The organism is Vogesella mureinivorans (assembly GCF_007644035.1).
In the GTDB taxonomy this organism is placed as follows: Bacteria; Pseudomonadota; Gammaproteobacteria; order Burkholderiales; family Chromobacteriaceae; genus Vogesella; species Vogesella mureinivorans.
On record NZ_VMTV02000047.1, the window covers coordinates 36,651 to 55,517 of the forward strand.

General features: G+C 52.2%; 11 protein-coding genes. 5 read left to right on the forward strand and 6 right to left on the reverse strand.

Annotated features, from left to right (window positions below):
- The first annotated feature begins 88 nt into the window (after positions 1-88).
- Together rlmD and FLQ44_RS24760 are read left to right on the forward strand one after the other, a co-directional pair.
- Positions 89-1,684, forward strand: coding sequence for a 23S rRNA (uracil(1939)-C(5))-methyltransferase RlmD (gene rlmD, locus FLQ44_RS01240; protein WP_147692702.1), 1,596 nt, complete (start codon positions 89-91; stop codon positions 1,682-1,684).
- 114 nt (positions 1,685-1,798) lie between these two features.
- Positions 1,799-2,023 (forward strand): Arm DNA-binding domain-containing protein, encoded by a 225-nt coding sequence (locus FLQ44_RS24760; protein ID WP_147692703.1) that lies wholly within the window; start codon positions 1,799-1,801, stop codon positions 2,021-2,023.
- 77 nt (positions 2,024-2,100) lie between these two features.
- On the opposite strand, the gene FLQ44_RS01250 is transcribed toward FLQ44_RS24760, so the two are convergent.
- Genes FLQ44_RS01250 through FLQ44_RS01265 form a run of 4 tightly spaced genes read right to left on the reverse strand, consistent with a single transcriptional unit; the run spans position 2,101 to position 6,790 of the window.
- A complete protein-coding gene (locus FLQ44_RS01250; protein WP_147692704.1) occupies positions 2,101-4,146 on the reverse strand; it encodes an AAA family ATPase in 2,046 nt (681 codons plus the stop codon).
- Positions 4,146-4,586 carry a hypothetical protein gene (locus FLQ44_RS01255; protein WP_147692705.1) on the reverse strand — a complete coding sequence of 147 codons (441 nt, stop codon included), beginning with the start codon at positions 4,584-4,586 and terminating at the stop codon, positions 4,146-4,148. Before FLQ44_RS01255 ends, FLQ44_RS01250 begins: the two co-directional genes overlap by 1 nt.
- The gene (locus FLQ44_RS01260) at positions 4,573-5,745 is read right to left on the reverse strand and encodes a hypothetical protein (protein ID WP_147692706.1); all 1,173 of its coding nucleotides are present in this window, start codon (positions 5,743-5,745) and stop codon (positions 4,573-4,575) included. The genes FLQ44_RS01255 and FLQ44_RS01260 overlap by 14 nt, the downstream gene beginning before the upstream one ends.
- Position 5,746: 1 nt before the next feature.
- Positions 5,747-6,790, reverse strand: coding sequence for a ComEC/Rec2 family competence protein (locus tag FLQ44_RS01265; protein WP_147692707.1), 1,044 nt, complete (start codon positions 6,788-6,790; stop codon positions 5,747-5,749).
- 258 nt (positions 6,791-7,048) lie between these two features.
- On the opposite strand from FLQ44_RS01265, the gene FLQ44_RS01270 reads away from it, so the two are divergent.
- From FLQ44_RS01270 to FLQ44_RS01280, 3 genes are all read left to right on the forward strand, one after another.
- Positions 7,049-7,375, forward strand: a complete 327-nt coding sequence (locus FLQ44_RS01270) for a hypothetical protein (RefSeq protein WP_206208605.1) — start codon at positions 7,049-7,051, stop codon at positions 7,373-7,375.
- 471 nt (positions 7,376-7,846) lie between these two features.
- A complete protein-coding gene (locus FLQ44_RS01275; RefSeq protein WP_147692708.1) occupies positions 7,847-9,397 on the forward strand; it encodes a Fic family protein in 1,551 nt (516 codons plus the stop codon).
- A 154-nt stretch (positions 9,398-9,551) separates the two neighbouring features.
- Entirely contained in the window at positions 9,552-9,872 is a 321-nt protein-coding gene (locus tag FLQ44_RS01280; RefSeq protein ID WP_206208606.1) for a hypothetical protein, read from the forward strand.
- Positions 9,873-10,064: 192 nt separating this feature from the next.
- On the opposite strand, the gene FLQ44_RS01285 is transcribed toward FLQ44_RS01280, so the two are convergent.
- Positions 10,065-14,582, reverse strand: coding sequence for a pilus assembly protein (locus tag FLQ44_RS01285; protein WP_170252706.1), 4,518 nt, complete (start codon positions 14,580-14,582; stop codon positions 10,065-10,067).
- Between the two features lie 290 nt (positions 14,583-14,872).
- Positions 14,873-18,514, reverse strand: coding sequence for a pilus assembly protein (locus tag FLQ44_RS01290; RefSeq protein ID WP_147692710.1), 3,642 nt, complete (start codon positions 18,512-18,514; stop codon positions 14,873-14,875).
- Between the last annotated feature and the right edge of the window lie 353 nt (positions 18,515-18,867).

Here is an 18,867-nt window from a genome sequence, read left to right on the forward strand (position 1 = left end):
GCCATGCGGCCAACCTGGCACCGTGCGTTTTGCTGTGGTTTCTGCGACAATTGCGGCCTTTGCCAACGCATTTTGACTTTAAAAAACAATGACTCAACAGCAACAAATCGCCCAGATCGAATCCCTGGACCATGAAGGACGTGGTGTTGCCCACGTCGAAGGCAAGACAATATTTATCGAAGGCGCGCTTCCTTACGAGGTGGTTACTTACAGCAGCTTCCGTAAAAAACCCAGCTACGAGAACGCTGTAGCGGTGGATGTGTTGAAAGATAGCTACATGCGCACCCAGCCATCCTGTCCGCACTATGGCGTATGCGGTGGCTGCTCCATGCAGCACGTCGAGTTCACCGCCCAGGTCGCCATCAAGCAGCGCGTACTGGAAGACAACCTGGCCCGTATCGGCAAGGTACGCCCGCACGTGGTGATGACCCCTATCGCCGGCCCGGCCTGGGGCTACCGCCACCGCGCCCGCCTGTCTGCCCGCCTGGTAGAGAAAAAAGGCGGCGTGCTGGTAGGTTTCCATGAAAAGCGCTCCAGCTTTATCGCGGACATGAACGAGTGCCACATTCTGCCCAAGCACATCTCGGCGCTGATCACCCCGCTGCGCCAGATGATCTACCAGCTGTCCATCAACAACCGCATGCCACAGGTAGAAGTAGCCGTGGGCTCGGACGTGGATATCCTGGTGTTCCGCAATATGGACGCCATGACCGACGCCGACATCGCCATCCTGAAAGGCTTCTCCGACCAATACAGCCAGCCCGGCCGCCCGCTGCAAATGTGGCTGCAGCCCAAAGGCCCGGAAACCTGCTACCCCATCTACCCGCTAGACGCACCACGCCTGACCTACCGCCTGGCAGACTTCAACGTGGAAATGCCCTACTACCCCACCGAGTTCACCCAAGTAAACCCGGACATCAACAACGTGATGGTCGCCCGCGCCCTGCGCCTGCTGGACCCGCAAGCCGGCGAGCGCATTGCCGACATGTTCTGCGGCATCGGCAACTTCACCCTGCCCATCGCCCGTAGCGGCGCCACCGTACACGGCATGGAAGGTAGCCAGGCACTGGTAAAACGCGCCGTGGAAAACGCCACCCACAATGGCCTGCAGCACAAGGTAAGCTACGAAATGGCCAACCTGTTCGACGTGACCGAAGAATCGTTGGCCGCATTGGGCAAGTTCGACAAAATGCTGATCGACCCGCCACGCGACGGCGCCATCCAGCTGGTCAAAGCCTTTACCGAGGAAACCGCCCCGCAGCGCCTGGTGTACGTGTCGTGCAACCCGTCCACCCTGGCCCGCGACGCCGGCATCCTGGTACACACCAAGGGCTACACGCTGAAATCGGCCGGTATCGTGAACATGTTCCCGCACACCGGCCACGTGGAGTCCATTGCCTGGTTCGAAAAAACCAGCCCCTGCATGACCCACGCGGAAGTAGCGGAAATGGAAGCACGCGAAGAAGCCGAGCGCGATGCCGCCCGTGCCATCGCCATTGCCGCCCGCGAAGTGCGTGAAATCCAGCTGGCCGAGCTGCGTGCCATCGAAAAGGCTGAAAAGCAGGCCGCCAAAGCCGCCCGCACCGCCGAGTTCCAGGCCCGCACTGCGGCCAACGCTGAAAAGCGCGCTGCCTTCGAAGCCCGCCAGGCAGAGGGTGAGGCGGGTAGCGAGCAGGCGGAGTAAGCGCTAAAGCAGGGCGGCAAAGTTCCACCACTAGGCGACTGTTCCGATAGGGCTACCGACTGCATTAGATGATTTTTTGTATCGCTCGACCCCAGTTCTACCCCAGAGCGAACCATGAAGATTCATCTAACAGATAGTGCAATCGCCAGACTAAAGACCCCGGTTGACCGTGTTGAGTACAAAGACACGAGGCTTCCGGGGTTTACTTTACGCGTGGGACGAAGAGCGAAGGTCTGGTACTTCCGGTCTACCATCAATAGAGCGCGTGTCAGCGTTAAGCTTGGAACATGGCCTATCGTGAGCGCTGACTTAGCAAGAGCGCGTTCATTTAATATGTAGTCATTATATAGAACTCCAATAAAATATAGAATACTGTGGAGAATCATATTTTTAAATGAATCCCCACAGCACATAACTTACCCGTGGATAATCGGCTTGATAATTTTTATCTTAGCATCTTTATCAATATCAATAACTTTCACTTGATTGAGCCCCTCAGTTAACTCGAGAATATCCATGGTTCGAATCTTGCTCTCCTCTATCATTTTTTCTCTATTTTTGGAAATTGCAAAAATCACCTGCTTGTCAGTAAATTTACTAGCGGCCTCACACAATGCTCTCATCGACTCAGAACTCATTGCATGCTGACCTGGTTCATCAAAAACCAAAATACCAGGATGGAATTTAGAAGTTTGAAGAAGCGTAATATAATATGCCCACTCTGATCTAACAAAATCACTAGCCGAGGACCCAATCCGAATTGGCTGTTTTGTTTTATTAGCAAGCACACAAGGGAAAAGTTTCGATGGATAATCTCTAGTAATTGATATAGTCTCAATTCTTGAACTGGTATAGTTAAAATCTCTTAAATACTTCTTGTAGACATTTTCAAAACTATCAATTTTGACCTGATCTCGCTCAAAAGATGTTTCAATATCTTTTGCCTCGCTCTTCTTCCCCAAAATCTCGTAAGCAAGACTGCTCAGCAAGGCTTTATTTCTATTAAAGTTAACCTGTATACTAGTTACCCTATCAATCTCAACTTTCACATGAGCCGCATCAAATGCTATTTTTTTAAGTTCATCATATGGAGCATTTCTTGCTCCTCGCGTATCAAAGGCTATTTTTTCCCTTGTCATGTTAATGGCCGAGTCGTAGTATGTAATACTCCGCTCTTGATTTTCAATAAAAATCTTAGAAGAACAAATATACGACTCAAGTAAATTTATTCTAGATTTTAGTGATGATATTGTAAAATTTACATCCTCAGGTTTGCCAATTGAAGACAGTTTATTACGACCAATCAACTCAGTTTCACAAACTGGACAGCTAGTAAAGTTTTGTAAATCGACAGAGAATATTCTTGTTTTTCTAGCACCATCCAAAGTGGCCAGCTCACTCTTCAGGCTAGAGATCGTTCTGCCATACTCTTCTATTTTCAAACTCTCAGAGACAAGTGTATTAACTAAACTGCTCTTTATTGCCTTTAGTTTTGCCAACTCAACTTTTAATTTCTTCGTGTCACCACTCTGCCCATGGTAAATTCCACGTTCAGCATTTGAAATTTCCCTTAACTTCTCTTCTAGACCAATTAAAACATCTCGAGAACGCTTCCATTCTTGGCCTACCTTAATAAATATATTAGATTTATCAACATCGCTACTCTTGTAATCATCATATTTCTCACCAATCTGACTCACTCTAACAGGCACGTTTCCGAAGCCTAAGATCATTGCTGAGTATATATTTGTCCATTTGACTTGCAATTGGCTAAGTTGCTTTTTTAGGTCATCTTGGATGAACTCATTTTGCAGACACTCTAAGTCAAGCAAGTACTCTGTAAGCTTTCTCTTAGCATCTCTTATACTAAAAGATGGCATCTTTGCATAAAAATCAGACCACCCTTGGGTTTGTTCAACAAGGGCTGCAGCAAAAATATTCTGCATGTACAAGATTTTTTTTCTTTCCTGATTCTCATCCTCGTAAATAGGCAGTTTAATTCCTATAAAGTCAGCCAACCATCTATAAAATCCATCATTGTTATCATGATCCCCCTGCGATTTCAAAAAATATTCTTTACGAGCACCTTCTATTTCTATAGAAATCACACTAGGACTGTTTTCACCACCAGGTTCTTTGATGCTTCTAACTAATTTCGCGCTTTGATCTTTGCTATTGCTGATCAGCAATTCCACATACGAATGTGCAACCGAATAGCTCTTATCGTCATAATCAAAAGCATCATGCAAGCACTTATCTAAGACAAATTGCTGGCTGTTCCACATTCCTAAAAACTGCTCCATACCCAGCCCGTAATAAAGCGCGGATATTATTGTGGACTTCCCACTGGAGTTAAAACCAAAGATAATGTTCAAACCTCTATTGAAACCAACATCAAATCCAAATACCTGACTGGATGAATTGGTCGTAATTCTCGCCTTTACTGCATCTATCCTTAACATTACTCAGCTCCAATATAATACTTCTTGGAATAAACCTCTGTCACTTCAGCAATCACATTGGAAATCAAAACATCCGTTTCCACAAACAGACCATCTTTGATCAAATTATCAACTATAATTTGACCACTTTGTTTAAGTGTAAACTTCTCTTTTGATGCAGAAGCCTCCCATTCTATATATTTAGCATTTCTGAGAATAATTAGAATTGTGTTTAATTTCCCGTCTGGGCTCCATGGCTTGACTAGAAATTTAAATCGCTCATCACGAGAAAGGCTATGAGTAATCACATGATCAAAGATTATCGCAAGCCGATTTCGGGTTATGCTCTTCGTCCGACCAGTGATTGCTCTATAAAGAATCAACAAAACAATAATCGATAAAATCTCTACCGCATTGTAAGCAGAGACTTTCTTTATGACTTTTTTCTCAAATACAATCATCACTGTTGCCCTTAATATCAAGATTACAATCTGCCAACTGAGTTGATATTATATAATTTCGGATGACTTTCTTTTCCACTAGCGGCAATTTATTAGAGAAACTTTCCTCTACCTCTTGTAAACACTCATCTTGAATTTCCTGATATTTCTCATGGGCCTGTGCTATATTCGAGCTAGTATTCAAGTATATTTTAGGGCCTTCCCTCGCGGTCATCAGGTAGTCATATTCGCTACTCAAGTCTTGATTTTTTCTAATATAATTCTGAATATAGCTATCCCCTGCAATAATTAGACGAATAATTTTAGATCGTTCACTTAATGCATCGGAGACAGCAGGATAAATCACCTTCATTTTTCTTGTTATATTATCAAAGAAAATTTTATTCTCTGCATTGGCTGACCAATCATTTATTGCATTTTGCTCAACCCTCAATATTTTTAGCATTTGACGTGACTTAATTGCAGAACTTAAATCGAAATTTTTTTCAATCAATGTTATATCTTCAGAATCTATATCAGCTATTTTATCTAATTCACTATATCGGAAGGTAGCGGATATACCATCATGCGGCACCTCACATAAAATTCCATGTAAATACAAGTTACCTTCACTCGGCTCCGCATCGACAAATAGCCCACTTCCTGATATCCCTGCTAATAAATATGAACCACCACTACCTTGCTGTACACTCTGCAAGTGGTTTGGTTCAACATTAAAATCATGCAGAGCATTGCTTACAACTTGTTCTCGATAAGTTAGATTGGTTACTGGATAGGAGTTTTCATTTTGAAAAATTGCAGGGCGAATAACTGAGCACGATGTAATTTCTGGGTTCTTTACGATGCGGCAAAGTTCTATTTTTTTAAGATTGGCTTCAAGCCCACCCTCCAGCTCAACCTTTAAAATGCACAACTCGTTTTCTTTTGAAAATGCACAATCTGTTAAAATACAAACCAATTTGCACTGCACACCACACTCTAACTTAATTAAAAACTCGCCACCATCTATCAATTCAAAATTATGACCATAAACAACATGCCCGGCAGTTATAACATAAAAACTGCCATTACTCTCTAAAATAACCCCCCGTCCATTCAGAGTGCCATTCCTATAAAAATCAACTGAATTTGAGCGTATTTTGTTATAAAAGTCCACCATATCACAATCTCTCTATATCAATTTCATTTGAGAATATAGCACTCACTTTAAAATCGTATGGCACATTAACGAATTGGATGGCATTCTTTACACGTTCATAGTTAAAGAAAAAATTGCACTCACTAAAATCGTGTAAGTATGCTTGTCGTACAATAGCGCCCAACACAGGGGCGTGAGGATGATCGTATGCGCCAGCACTATTTGTTGAAATCATGTAATTTCTGCAGCGAATCCGCTCTAACCATTTAGATGATGTGCTATGAACCGAGCCATGATGTGATATTTTCACTATATCGCATTGTAGTTCTTCATTCTTACCCAAAAACTTCCCCAGTGCCAAGTCAATATCAAATGGATGTGCATCGCCCAAAAACAGCATTACTTTTTTATTGGCCTCGACAATCATGGCAATGGAAGTTCTATTTATAAAGTCACTTTTTATAGGCTTGCGTTGATTTAATATTTTATCAATATCACAATCAACAATTTTCGCAGCCAAACTAACTTTTCTAGATATGTTCTGTTGCTCACTTCGCTCGGCAGATAACAACTCTTCAAAATCTGATTTATATTTATTCAGAACTGTCCTAGGTGGCGATATGATTCGCAGCTTAAATTCACCCACCTCAATTACAGCACCGTCTACTGCAGGATAAATAACGTCATCACTACGTAAAAGACCGGCTAAACTATTAACATCACCGACTGAAACTTTATTACCACTCTGGAAATAGTGAAGGTCAGGCATGTTGACAATAAAATCAAAAGCCTCACCAGGAATCCTATTCTTCAAAAATTGCACTATTCCACCAATATGGTCATTATCTTGGTGTGTAATTACTATGGTACATTTCTTATTTTTCCCATTAATGATACCTCTCAGAGCTGCCGCTGTTGTAGGCATACCGCCATCTATGACCAGGATGTTTTTATCGTCTTCCAACACAAGAGAATCGCCAGTATTAGCAGGCAGGAAGTGCAATTTCATATTTAAAGAAATGTTTAAAGTAAAATAATTAATTATTGCAATTTGTGGTGTATTCAAAGCACCTCGTCACAACAGGCACATCACCCCCTCCATGCTATCACGTAAGCATAAATTTCCGATGCTGCAACATCGGAAGATTGCTCACGGTTGACTCGTTGGTCTCAGTTACTCCTAAAAGATGAAACACACTACTTTTAGGCTGGCTACTTCTGATCTCTTATCATTAGAATGAAACCCCGTATCAACCCCAGACAGGCTAAGGCTTGTCTACTGGAGTACAAGCGTACAAAACATCTGAAGCTGCTCGTTCCAATCGTGAACATGTTCCCGCACACCGGCCACGTGGAGTCCATTGCCTGGTTCGAAAAAACCAGCCCGTGCATGACCCACGCGGAAGTAGCGGAAATGGAAGCACGCGAAGAAGCCGAGCGCGATGCCGCCCGTGCCATCGCCATTGCCGCCCGCGAAGTGCGTGAAATCCAGCTGGCCGAGCTGCGTGCCATCGAAAAGGCTGAAAAGCAGGCCGCCAAAGCCGCCCGCACTGCCGAGTTCCAGGCCCGCACTGCGGCCAACGCTGAAAAGCGCGCTGCTTTCGAAGCCCGCCAGGTAGAGGGTGAGGCGGGTAGCGAGCAGGCTGAGTAAACGCGAAGGCAGCAGCTAAACGCCAAAGCCAAACACTGAGGACAGCACCGGTTCACCCCGGTTGCTGTCCTTTTTTGTTGGCTGACAGAGTCTGCCACCATGCAGACTCTGTCAGCCTTTACCAAGGCACAGCTGGCAGTAGGGCGCCAACTGCAGCAGCTGCACCCTACCCCAACCGGACGTCAGAGATGTGCCACTCCAAGCTATCCGCCACCGTGAACGAGGAATTGCCTCTAAAAAAATTGCACCCTCAACCATGAAAAACACTCATGCTAATTTAAAATTCAGCCCGTGTATTTCACAAGACAGATTGGCAAATTCACGAAACACCTGCTGAAATACAAGATCACACGCAACCAAGCACTGCGCAACAACACTCCTCCCAAGAACGCCACCCGCCACACCCTTGTAAGCATTTTTCAGAAAACGTAGTAGTATTTAATCGTTTCCACAGTGCGCTAATCGAAAATCATGCCACGTATCGGGTATCAATGGCTGTCCCAAACCTATGACGTGCGCCCCGTGCACCCGTTCGTGGTGCAAAGCGAGATCGGCCGCACCCGTTCAACTTCGATGCGCGATGGCATCCGCAGTGAAGTCTACCCAGAGAACTATCGCCCAGAGCCAACCCTTCCGGCGCACCTGACCTTTGCCTTCAAGCATGAGGGGGTGCATCTTGAGTTCCTGGTGCGGCTTTATCGGCTACCGCAGGTGCAAACCGAACTGGAGCGGTGGATTCAGAGTGAACCAACCGGTGCCTACGCTCGGCGCGCTTGCTTCTTGTATGAATGGTTGATGCCCGAGACATTGAACGTTGCCGGCGTCTCCAAGGGCAACTACGTCGATGCGCTTGATCCGGAGCGGTTTATTACCGGCCACCCAGTGAATAACCCGCGATGGCGTGTGCGGGATAACCTGCCCGGCTCGCGTGAGTTCTGCCCGGTTGTCTGGCGCACGGATGAGGTGCTACAGGCGGAAAGCTACGACATTCCAGCGCAGCTTGCGCAGCTGGAGGCGGACTACGGTATCGACCTGATCCTGCGCAGCACGGTATGGCTGACCGTGAAGGAAAGTCGCGCCAGTTTTCAGATAGAGCGAGAACAGGGCCAGGAGGATCGAATTCGCCGCTTTGCCGCGGTGATGGAAAGGGAGTGCGGACTGCATGAAAACCCATTCGCCCCAGAAACACTCTCGGCGCTGCAGCATGGCATCCTCGGCACATCAGCCTTGCGCTATGGTCTGCGGAAGTCTCCTGTATTTGTTGGTCACGTCGCTCGCTATCAGCAGGTAGTGGACTACATCGGCCCTCATTGGCTTGAGGCAGAAGCAATGCTGGGCGGGCTGTCCGCTTTTCTGGACCGCAGCGCTGGTGTTGCCGCTGTGGTGCGCGCAGCCGTCGCCTCTTTTGGCTTCGTTTACGTGCACCCGATGGCTGATGGCAATGGCCGAATCTCACGCTTCCTGATTAATGATGTATTGCGCAGGGATGGCATTCTGCCGGCACCGATGATCTTGCCTGTATCAGCCACCATTACCCACAGCACCTATAACCGAGCAGACTACGATCGGGTGCTGGAGCGTTTCTCGAAGCCATTGATGCGTCACTACGCAGAGCATTACCGCTTTGGTGAGACCGTGCAGGCGGAAGATGGCGTCGAATACAATTTTCACTTCAGTGCTTACGATGACGCGCTACCAGCCTGGCGCTACCCGGACCTCACTGCCCATGTTGGCTATCTTGCCAAGGTCATTCACCAGACACTAACGCATGAGATGCGCGATGAGGCCCACTTTCTGCAAGCCAACGAGCGTGCCCGACAGGCAATCAAACAGGTGCTGGAAGCACCGGATAATGAGCTTGATGTGATCATCCGCAGTGTTCGGGAGAACAACAATCGAATCTCCAACAAACTGACCAGGCTCTACCCAGTGCTGGCCGAAAAGCAGGTCATTGCAGAGCACATCTGCCATGCAGTGATGGAGGCATTCTCGGACTCGACCGGCAACAATGAAACCTCGTAGAATCAAGCCGGCCAGAGGTATAGACGATGCGTCCTCCCAGGCCGGTTTTCCCCCTTTGTCCTGCTGCTCCTCCCCCCGATAGTTTCCCAATTCTTTACTACCGCAAGAATCTTCAAGATAATCAAAGCACTCAGTGACGAGCTGAAGCGTGAACATGTTCCCGCACACCGGCCACGTGGAGTCCATCGCCTGGTTCGAAAAAACCAGCCCCTGCATGACCCACGCGGAAGTAGCGGAAATGGAAGCACGCGAAGAAGCCGAGCGCGATGCCGCCCGTGCCATCGCCATTGCCGCCCGCGAAGTGCGTGAAATCCAGCTGGCCGAGCTGCGTGCCATCGAAAAGGCTGAAAAGCAGGCCGCCAAAGCCGCCCGCACTGCCGAGTTCCAGGCCCGCACTGCGGCCAACGCGGAAAAGTGCGCTGCCTTCGAAGCCCGCCAGGCAGAGGGTGAGGCTGGTAGCGAGCAAGCGGAGTAAGCGCTAAAGCAGGGCCTGGCCCTGCTGGCGTTACGCTGTAACACACAAAAAGGCAGCCCCGTTTCACGACAGGGCTGCCTTTTTTATTGGCCATTTTCAATCGACTACGGGCAGGCCGCTGGCATGGGGGGCGACCGGGTTGCCGAGAAGCACCTTCATGGCTGGCTGCCCGTAACCCAACCCTGATTGCTGCTAGTCCGTGATGATTTCTCGCCAGGAGGTACGTTTAACAATACGCGAGGTACCGCAGGCAACCGGGCCGATCACGTTGCCGTTATAGCTCAGATAGCATTTATTACCCTGCTTGAAGGTATTACGGCGCAGCAAACCATAAGAGCCCGCCAGCGACAGGCTACCAGGGCCGCCAATACCGGCAGCCAGCTGACGCGCTTTGGCTTCGGTATAGCCGCGGGCAATCAGCTGGGCTACCAGCGCTTCTACTTCGGGAGTAAGCGGCGGGTTGATGATCCCCTCCAGCGGCTTGCCAGTCAGGCTGAAGTTATCGTACGGATAAGTAACGTACTCGGACTCGCAGGCATCGGTACCCGACTTGCGGTAATCGGTTTCAAAGATGACACGGGTTTTGCCAAAAACCTCCAGATTCACCACGTTTTCCAGCGGCAACTCCAGATCAACATAGAAGCCCAGCTTGTAGCTGGCCAGGCTGTACGCGCTTTTGCCATCGACACTGGGCAGGGTACGCACGCCGCTGGTGACGCAACTGGCGTTGTTGACTGCCGAGCCAGGGTAGGCCAGCGAGCCATAGTCAAACACATGGCGGGTTTTGGGCATGGTGGTGGCGGGAAAGTGCTCTACGCCCACTGCGGCCAACTCGCTGCGGTTGCAGGTATAGCCACCAAAGTCCCAGATGCTGTACAGGCTGCGCGTGGTGGACTCGCCGGTGCAACCCGCCGTGTCTTTGTCGCAGGATTCCAGGAACTTGCCGCCGGAGAACGTCAGCACCAGGTTGGGCTTGCTGGCGGTGCGGCTCAGGCTAAGCGTGGGGTGTAGCGATAGCTGTGGCGCCAGCACGACCGGCTGTGCTTTGCCATCCGGGCCGGTGGCGACAAAGAGGCTGCGGGCTGTCCATTGGCTGGTGTTGCTGTTGCTCACGTCAAAGCGCCAGATATTGCCTTTCAGGTCGCCCGCGTAGATCAGGTCGACTTTGCCATCTTTGTTGAGGTCGTAATAGGAAAAGTCGGACAGACCGTTAGCGCCACTGGTACTTTCCACCACCATTTTTTTGTAGTTGGCCGCAGCCCAGCGGTTACGCGCATTGACCGGCAAGAAGAACATGGCGGCTTTGCCGTCGGTGCTGTTGTAACCGTTGGGCGAGACCACGTACCAGTTGCCATCGTTCAGCTGCAGTATCTGCGGCTGGGCAAACGTGAGGCCCAGATCGCTGTCGTCGCTGGCGGTGAATTCCCACTGCACTACGTCGTTAGCCTTGCTTTCCTGCAGGTTGGCCGGCGTGGTGACATCCAGCAAAAACAGGCTGCGGCCACCACCACGCAAGCCACCTGCCAGCAGGGTTTTCCAGCGGCTATCGGCCCAGGCGGCGCTGCTGTGCAGCTGGCCATCTACAAAGTAGCGGTGGCTATAGCCCTGCTCGGTCAGGTCGATCAATGGCGACTGCCCCACGGTGGAGGACAAGAACACTTTGGGAATAAAGGCAAAGCGCTCTACCCCGCTGGCCGCATCAAAGCCATGCAACATGCCATCATTGGCACCCACGTACAGCATGGGGGCGCGGGTTTTGTTGTTGTTGTAAAAATTGGTATAGCTACTGTCGCTGCGAAAGCCGCTGACCGGCGCGGGAACATAGGCGCCACGCGAGTGCAGGATGTCACCCAGCTTGGTACGGCTACGCACGCGAAACTTGCCGGTGCTGGTGCCTTCGTTGCTGGCGCTGCCGCGCAGGTAATCCACACGGCTACTGGCTACGCTGATGTTTTCGGCGCTCTCGCGCAGCGACGGCAGCAGGTTGTAGGCAGCCAGCCCCAGGCTGGTAGCGGTAAACGGAATGGCTTTCACATTGTCATGGCTGACACCGGCGATGATCTGCCGGCTGCTGCTGACAGGCAGTAGCTCGGCCGCCGACCACAGTGTGGTAACAAACTTTTTCTGTATTTCATCGTATTTTTTGGCGACCAGGCTACCGGACCAGTCGGCAGAGTCGTACCCGCCGGTGTATTCGGCGGTGTCGGTTTCCAGCTTGCTGTTACTGCCCACCGCCGGCACCAGAAACGGCGCCTGCTGCTGGATGGTGCTGAAAATGCGGTCCAGCTGCTGCTCCAGTTTCAGCGGGTTGGTGGCAGATGCGTAGGCATCCGGCACGCCATCGCCATCGGCGTCCCACTGGCTGCTGTCTACCAGGGCATTGGGGTCGCTGCCGGTCTTGGCGTCGGTATAGCCACCGTATTTGGCCATATACCACAGCGGCGACTGCAGCCGCTCTACCGTCGATTCACCATTACTTACCGTAAAGATACGGTCGAAGTTTTCCGGCAGGATCGGGCAGCTGTTACGGCGCGGGCTGTTGATCAGGCCGTACAGCAGGCTGTAGTAAGGCTGGTTGCTGGCAATACACTCGATGCTGGTGCCTTTGTAGCCGTTCCAGGTCAATGCCCAGGGTTCGTCTTCTTTCTCGCGTATCACCAGATAAGGGCCGGTCTTGTTGCCGTCGCTGGCCCCGGCTAGCGGGCTGACACCGGAAATGATGAAACCGGCGTAGGTTTGCGCACCGTTGGCCGCATAGAAGGTATCCACCTTGACGCGCACCGTATTACTGCTGTCTTTGCTGACACGGTAATCCACAATGTGGTCAACGTCCCAGTCACTGCCGTCTTCGGAGTTCTCGAAATTCACCCGGAAGCGATAGCAATTGGGCCAGGTGCAACTGCTGTCGCTTTTGAACAGGTAGTAATCCACGATGGACATGGTATTGCCGCCAGAGCGCGCATACGGGATGAACGTGACAGTCTGCTGCGGAAACTTCAGTTCAACTTTGGGTAGCGAGTTGGACAGCGCAATGGCAAAGGTACGCACAGTGGGCTTGCTCTTGCCGGCAGGCACGGTCACGTCCACCAGTGGCTTGGTGCGCGCGTAATAGGCGGCCGCCGCGCCATAGAAACCGCCCTGGCGGGTGGGCTCTTCCGGCGAGATACCACGCACATTGAACGAGCTGGCCGATTTGCCGGTAGGCAGGCCCACACTGCTATTGTTGCCGCTGACCTGGCCGATCATGATGGTCTTCATCGCGCCGGCAAACTCCTTGTCCCAGAGCGTACTGGCCAGCGTACTGACATTCAGATCATTCATGCGTGACTCGGCTGACATGCTCTCGAACGGCGAGCCGGGCAGCTTGCTGTCAAACGACGACACGGCATCGCTAACCACGGTGATGAAAGGCTTGGAACACCAGTATTTGCCAGCATACGGTTTATAACTGGACCAGTTTTCCAGGAAGTTGAGGCCGATATTGTTTCTGTCGATCGTGCGACTGCTACCCGCAGTAAAGTAATACGGCCCGCTATTGCCCGCGTAGTAGCGCAGTGCCTCGTAATACATTTCAGCCAGCGGGTTGCCCCAGTTACCGTCCCCGCCGCCGTTGTAGCCACCGCTATTGGGCTTGTAGATCATCAGTGCATCCAGCGTCTTGACGATGCCGCCCGCGAGGAAATCGCCATTACTGTCGATCTCGGTAGCAAAGCGGCGCATGTTGACGCGCAGTGCGGCACCGCTTTGCGGGCTGGCATAGATACTGGTAAACAGCGCGAACTCCATATTGTTGTCCACGCTGTACTTGTGCAGCAGGCCGGTAGGCTTGTAGGTGCTGCCGTACAGACGGCAGTTGGCCGTTTTGCCCAGCGCTTGCGCCGCTTCCAGGTCGTAGCTGGTGCAAGACTGCACCTTCGCCGTCATGCCGACCATCGCAGTGAAGCGGGTATTGTTGAGGTTGGCATTAGCTTCGCTACTGACCCACTGGGTGATGTCCACACCATTGCTGGCCGACGCCACCTTGATCACCGGGGTGCTGCCGTCGTCCGCATTGGCAAACACCAGCGTGTGCCCCAGGTCCAGCCGGCTCTTGATGGTATTGGTGGCACCCGACACGCTGACGCACAGGTTGCTATTACCGGCGTCGGAACAGGCACCCAGGGTACCCAGCCTGAAGCTGGATGGCACGTAATCCAGCAGGCTGCCCTGCCCCGACAGGTCCGCCGTGAACTGCTTGCCCCAGGCGTGGGCATCGCGCGGCACGCGGGAGCGCACCAGCACAGCGGTGTTACCCTCACGCTGGCCACCGTATAGTGACTTGCGCAATACGTCGGCACGGGACATGGCTACGTAATTCAGCAGGTTGCCAGACCAGTAGCTCCCACCGCATTTTTTGTCGGCCGTGTACTGTCTGGCCTCGAAAAGGTTGTTAGTGGTGACGTATTCGTAGCAGACGTTACTATTGAAATAACCGTAGTAGTCGATAGACGGCTTGAACTGCACATCGTACACACCGTCATCGTCCAGGTCGGTGGCGTCGTTGTAGGCTTCGACAAACATATTGCGGTCGCGCCCCACCACCAGCACGTTCAGGGGCGGCTGCGAAACAGAGGTGCCGACCATGGGCAGGTTGGGCACAACCAGTGCGGCAGCGGGCAGTATCTGGCACGCCAGGATCAGGTATTTAAAGCGCTTAAATAATTTATTCATTCCAACCTCAAATCGCAAAGCCCTGCCCTCACGCTTTTGCCAACCCAGACAGCAACCACTCATTGTTTAAATATAAAATGCTAGCGAAAATACGCGATTATATAGAATTTATAATTATAAAATAAAAGCAAAATCAGGGTAATGGGTGCCGGATTACACGCAGCCACGCAGCGTGCGGGCTTGCCACCAAGCACATTCCGGCTAGCGCGCTTTTCCCGCTCAAGGCGCCTGAACCCTTGATGCGTCACCACGCCAACAAGCGCAATAGCAAGCGGCTAGATTGCCCGCCGTCAGTCGGCAATGATCTCGCGCCAGCTTACCCGGCTGACTACCCGGCTGGATGAGCCCAGCGGGTTGCATTCGATGGTGCCGCTCACGCCGGTATTGCATAGCACCAGCTTGTTTTTGTTACCACCCAGGGTCACCAGCAGCGAGCCGCCGTAGTTCACGCCAGTGGAAAGCGACTGCCGGTTGACCCGGCTATCGCGGCTGGTAACGCGGCCATCGCCATCGGTATCCATGATGGGTTTGTCTGGCGCAGCGCCGTTACTGAGGCTGACAATGGTACGGAACGATGCCTCGCCGGCGGTGGAGCATTCCTGGCGCAGGCGGATGCTGTCTACCACCACCATATCGCTTTTCAATACCGACATATAAAACGGCGACGACACAACCTGTTCGTTGGTGGTAAGCGGGATGTACCAGCCTTTCTGGTTGGCCGCCATGCTGCTGGTAGAGGTGCGCGAATAGCCGGAGTCCGACGACGGCGTGGCGTGTGCCAGCAGGCTGCGCGGGTCGCCTACGGCAGAGCCATTATCGTAAATGCCATAGATGGCATGGCCGGTAGAGGCACGGTCTTGCTCGTCGTAGTTGATGCCGGTACCAAACACCACCACCTTCTGCCCGCCCGCCGTCTTCATCAACACCGGGGCGGCGGTAATGGGCTGGCGGCTGCCCAGTGTGCTGCCATTCATGGTGTAGGCGGTAAACAGGGGGCTGGCGCTCAGGGCCACGTTCCAGCTGGCTGGCGAGGCGGCGCTGATATTAAACTTCCATACATTACCGTTCAGGTCGCCAGCGTAGAGGTAATCGACGGTGCCGTTGCCATCGTCGTCGTAGGTGCTGACATCGGTAATGCCGTTAGGCGCATACAGCGGCGTACTGCCGGGGGACACCGTCAGCTTGAAGTAGTTGTCGTTCAGCACCCAGGCTTGCCCGGCGGGCTTGTCCAGCATCAGCATGAATACCCCGGCATTGCTGCCGGTCTGGTTGATGCCGTTACCCAGCACGGCTGCCCAGCGGCCGTTATTGAGTTTTACCAGCTTGGGCAGGGTCATCATGTTACCCAGCGTGCTGTCGTTGGCCGAGGAAAACTCCCAGCGCACATTTGATGCAGTCATGCTGGCGGGGTTGGTGACATCAATGGCGTAGATGCTGCTGCTACCGTAGCCGTCTGCCTTGGTAATACCACGGCCGGAAGCACCAATCAGCAGGGTTGCTGCCTGGTTATTCAGGCACACGTCCTTGATCACCGGGCTGCCATCGTGCAGGCGTACGTACTCGTAGTCTTTTGCGGCCAACTTGGCGGCCTGCGGGTAAACCGCAGAGGGCATGAAGGCAAACAGCTCTTTGCCTTTGTCTGCCGCAGCTTTGTCACCGTAGTTGAAAATGTGCAAGAAGCCGTCGTTAGCCGGTACGGCATAGATGGCTGGCCGGGCTTTGGCCGCGACAGAAAAAGTCCCGCAGCCGGTGATATCGGCAGGCGCAGGGCCAAAGGCTACTTTGGCCAGCTCGATGGGCCCCAGCCGGGCACTGCGCGCGCGGTATGCCTTGCTACCGTTATTACCCGCATTGGTGTTGTCGCCCATCAGATAGGCCAGGCCGTTGGCATTCAGCCCGATCTCGCTTTGCAGATAGCTGCTGCCACTGCTAAAGCTGATACCTGTTTCGTTGCTCTTGTTGTAGGCATAGATGTTACGGCCACTGGCGGTGGTGCCCAGCTGTGCTTCCAGCTTGGCTTTGGTGCTCCAGTCCAGCGACAGGGCATTGGTATTCAGCACATTATTAGTGAGCGTTACCTTGTAGGCTTCTACATCGCCATACCAGTCGGCGCTGTCGGTAGACGAGCGCTCGAAGGTGGTGCGGAACAGGTGGCTGCCGTTGTTGACATTATTAGTACCGGAAGACACTGCCAGGCCGGACAGCGACGGTTTCACCGCCAAAGCGGCGTAGCTGAAGGCGCGGTTTAGCGCCTTTACCAGGGCTTCGGGGTTGTTGGCGGGGGCGTAGTTGTCTGGCACCCCGTTAGGAAAAGCGCCGATGGTTTGCAGATCGCTGGACCATTCCGACTTCACATTGGGTGTCTTGCTGCCGTCCTTGTCATCGAAACCACCCCACTTGGCCGCCAGGTAAAACGAGTTGCTGGTTTCGTTTTTGTAGGAGCCGCTTTCCACCACGTCGATCATGAAAGCTTTGACGTGCTGATCGCCGGATTTATCGCTGCGTATATCAAACATATTGCCCCAGTAGGCCAGCGCAGCAATATAACCCGGCGAATTGGTAGAGCCGATATTGCTGGTACCGCCGCCACGCACGGTATTCAGCAGGGTGCTGACATTCAGGTCGGTATCGTCGCCAGGCTTTCTGGGCGTACCCCAGGTAGAGCCAGGCAAGTCCACATCACCGTGTACGTTGACATCCCCCAGATAGATGATGAAGTTGTTCTGGTCCGAATTCTTGAGCGGGTCGTCCCAGTCGGTAATCACCGGGAAGCTGTCTTTCTGGCTGCTGGCAGTGATGTTGGAGTAAGCAGAATAGTTACCCTTATTACGCAGGTAGCGCTGGGCTGAGTAATACAGCTCGGCAGCCGGGTCGTAGGACTTGTAGCCGCCTTCGCCAAAGCGGTTCAGATAGTTCACTACGCCACTGTTACTTACACTGCTGTTGGTCGCGTCGGTGGGGTCGGGGTTGGTGTAGAAAGCACCGGTTTTCGGGTCCCATTCGCGCCCCAGGGCAATGGTATTGCCACCATTGGTGGTAACGGTCTGATAGCAACCCGGGTATTTCAGCCGTGCGCGCAGCACGCCACCGTCACGGTCGTAGCTGTTATCCAGCAGATAGCTGAACACCCCTACCCGCATGGTTTTGGCGTACTTCTGGATCAGGCCTTCCGGTTTGTAATCCACCACACCGGTAGACGGCGTGTACAGCGTGCAATTACTGCCCATGGCAAAGCTGCCGGACTGCGCACAAGCGCGTACGTTCAGGTCGTAGCGCGTGGTGTCGTTGAACGATTGCCAGTTAAAACCGCTCCAGCGCTGGTAGCTACGCGTCAGGTTCATCGAGTACGGGTTGGCGCTGGGTCGCACCAGCGTGGCACTCACATTCTGAATGTACGACGAAGTGCTGCTATGCCCCGACAGCAGCGGCAGATAACCGCGAAAATCGCCATAGCTGCGCGAGGCATCGCCGTAACCATGCCGGGAGAAACGCAAAATCGTCTTGCCGGTGATTTCCTTCACCCGGTAACCACCGGTCAGGGTTTTGCGGAAAATATCGGTAGCGGTACCTGCGGCCCAGTTCAGGAAGTTGCCCGACCAGTAGCCATCGTTACACGTACGATAGGTGCTGTTGTTGACCTGGCTTACCGGGTTGAAATAGTTCACCCCCGCTGCGCTGTCATTGGTGACATAGCTATAGCAGAGGCCGGCATCAAAATAGCCCAGATACTCGTTGGTCGTCGTGTAGCCCGTCTGGTAAGCCCAGCCGGCGGTGGGGAACTCGATAGACAGGGCCAACAGCACATTGGGGCCATCGGTATCGCCGGTACCCGCCAAAGGGGACGTGCTGGCCGGCACCAGTGCCTGTACAGGGGCCGCTACGGTAACAGCCAGCGAGATGAGTGCCACAAGGCGGGACAGCGTGCGCAACACGGCGACTCCTGCTATTGATATAGGTGCATTTTTATCTTCATCTATATGATAATCGATAAGATAACTTATGAAAATGCAGCTTATCTGCCAACCCACCCATTTTCACCATTCCATTGAGCTAAAGCCTTATCAGGCCTGCCTTTTAGTTTCTATATAAATACCAGCCACAATAACAACACGGTTTTTGTAGGCACTGGATAAAATTAAAGCCCGCATTTAGCGGGCTTTAATTTTATAGCACTTAATTTACAATTACTTTGCCGTGTTTTCCCGCCAACCTACCCTGCGTACCGTACGCCCACCCGGCTCGATAACCGGGCTAGCGGTGCCGCCATGGGTATGGCGCGGCGCCA

Excerpts from the sequence above, each read along its gene's own strand:
- rlmD (WP_147692702.1), top strand. The coding sequence starts at position 89 with ATGACTCAACAGCAACAAATCGCCCAGATCGAATCCCTGGACCATGAA.
- FLQ44_RS24760 (WP_147692703.1), top strand. The coding sequence starts at position 1,799 with ATGAAGATTCATCTAACAGATAGTGCAATCGCCAGACTAAAGACCCCG.
- FLQ44_RS01250 (WP_147692704.1), bottom strand. The coding sequence starts at position 4,146 with ATGTTAAGGATAGATGCAGTAAAGGCGAGAATTACGACCAATTCATCC.
- FLQ44_RS01255 (WP_147692705.1), bottom strand. The coding sequence starts at position 4,586 with ATGATTGTATTTGAGAAAAAAGTCATAAAGAAAGTCTCTGCTTACAAT.
- FLQ44_RS01260 (WP_147692706.1), bottom strand. The coding sequence starts at position 5,745 with ATGGTGGACTTTTATAACAAAATACGCTCAAATTCAGTTGATTTTTAT.
- FLQ44_RS01275 (WP_147692708.1), top strand. The coding sequence starts at position 7,847 with ATGCCACGTATCGGGTATCAATGGCTGTCCCAAACCTATGACGTGCGC.
- FLQ44_RS01280 (WP_206208606.1), top strand. The coding sequence starts at position 9,552 with ATGTTCCCGCACACCGGCCACGTGGAGTCCATCGCCTGGTTCGAAAAA.
- FLQ44_RS01285 (WP_170252706.1), bottom strand. The coding sequence starts at position 14,582 with ATGAATAAATTATTTAAGCGCTTTAAATACCTGATCCTGGCGTGCCAG.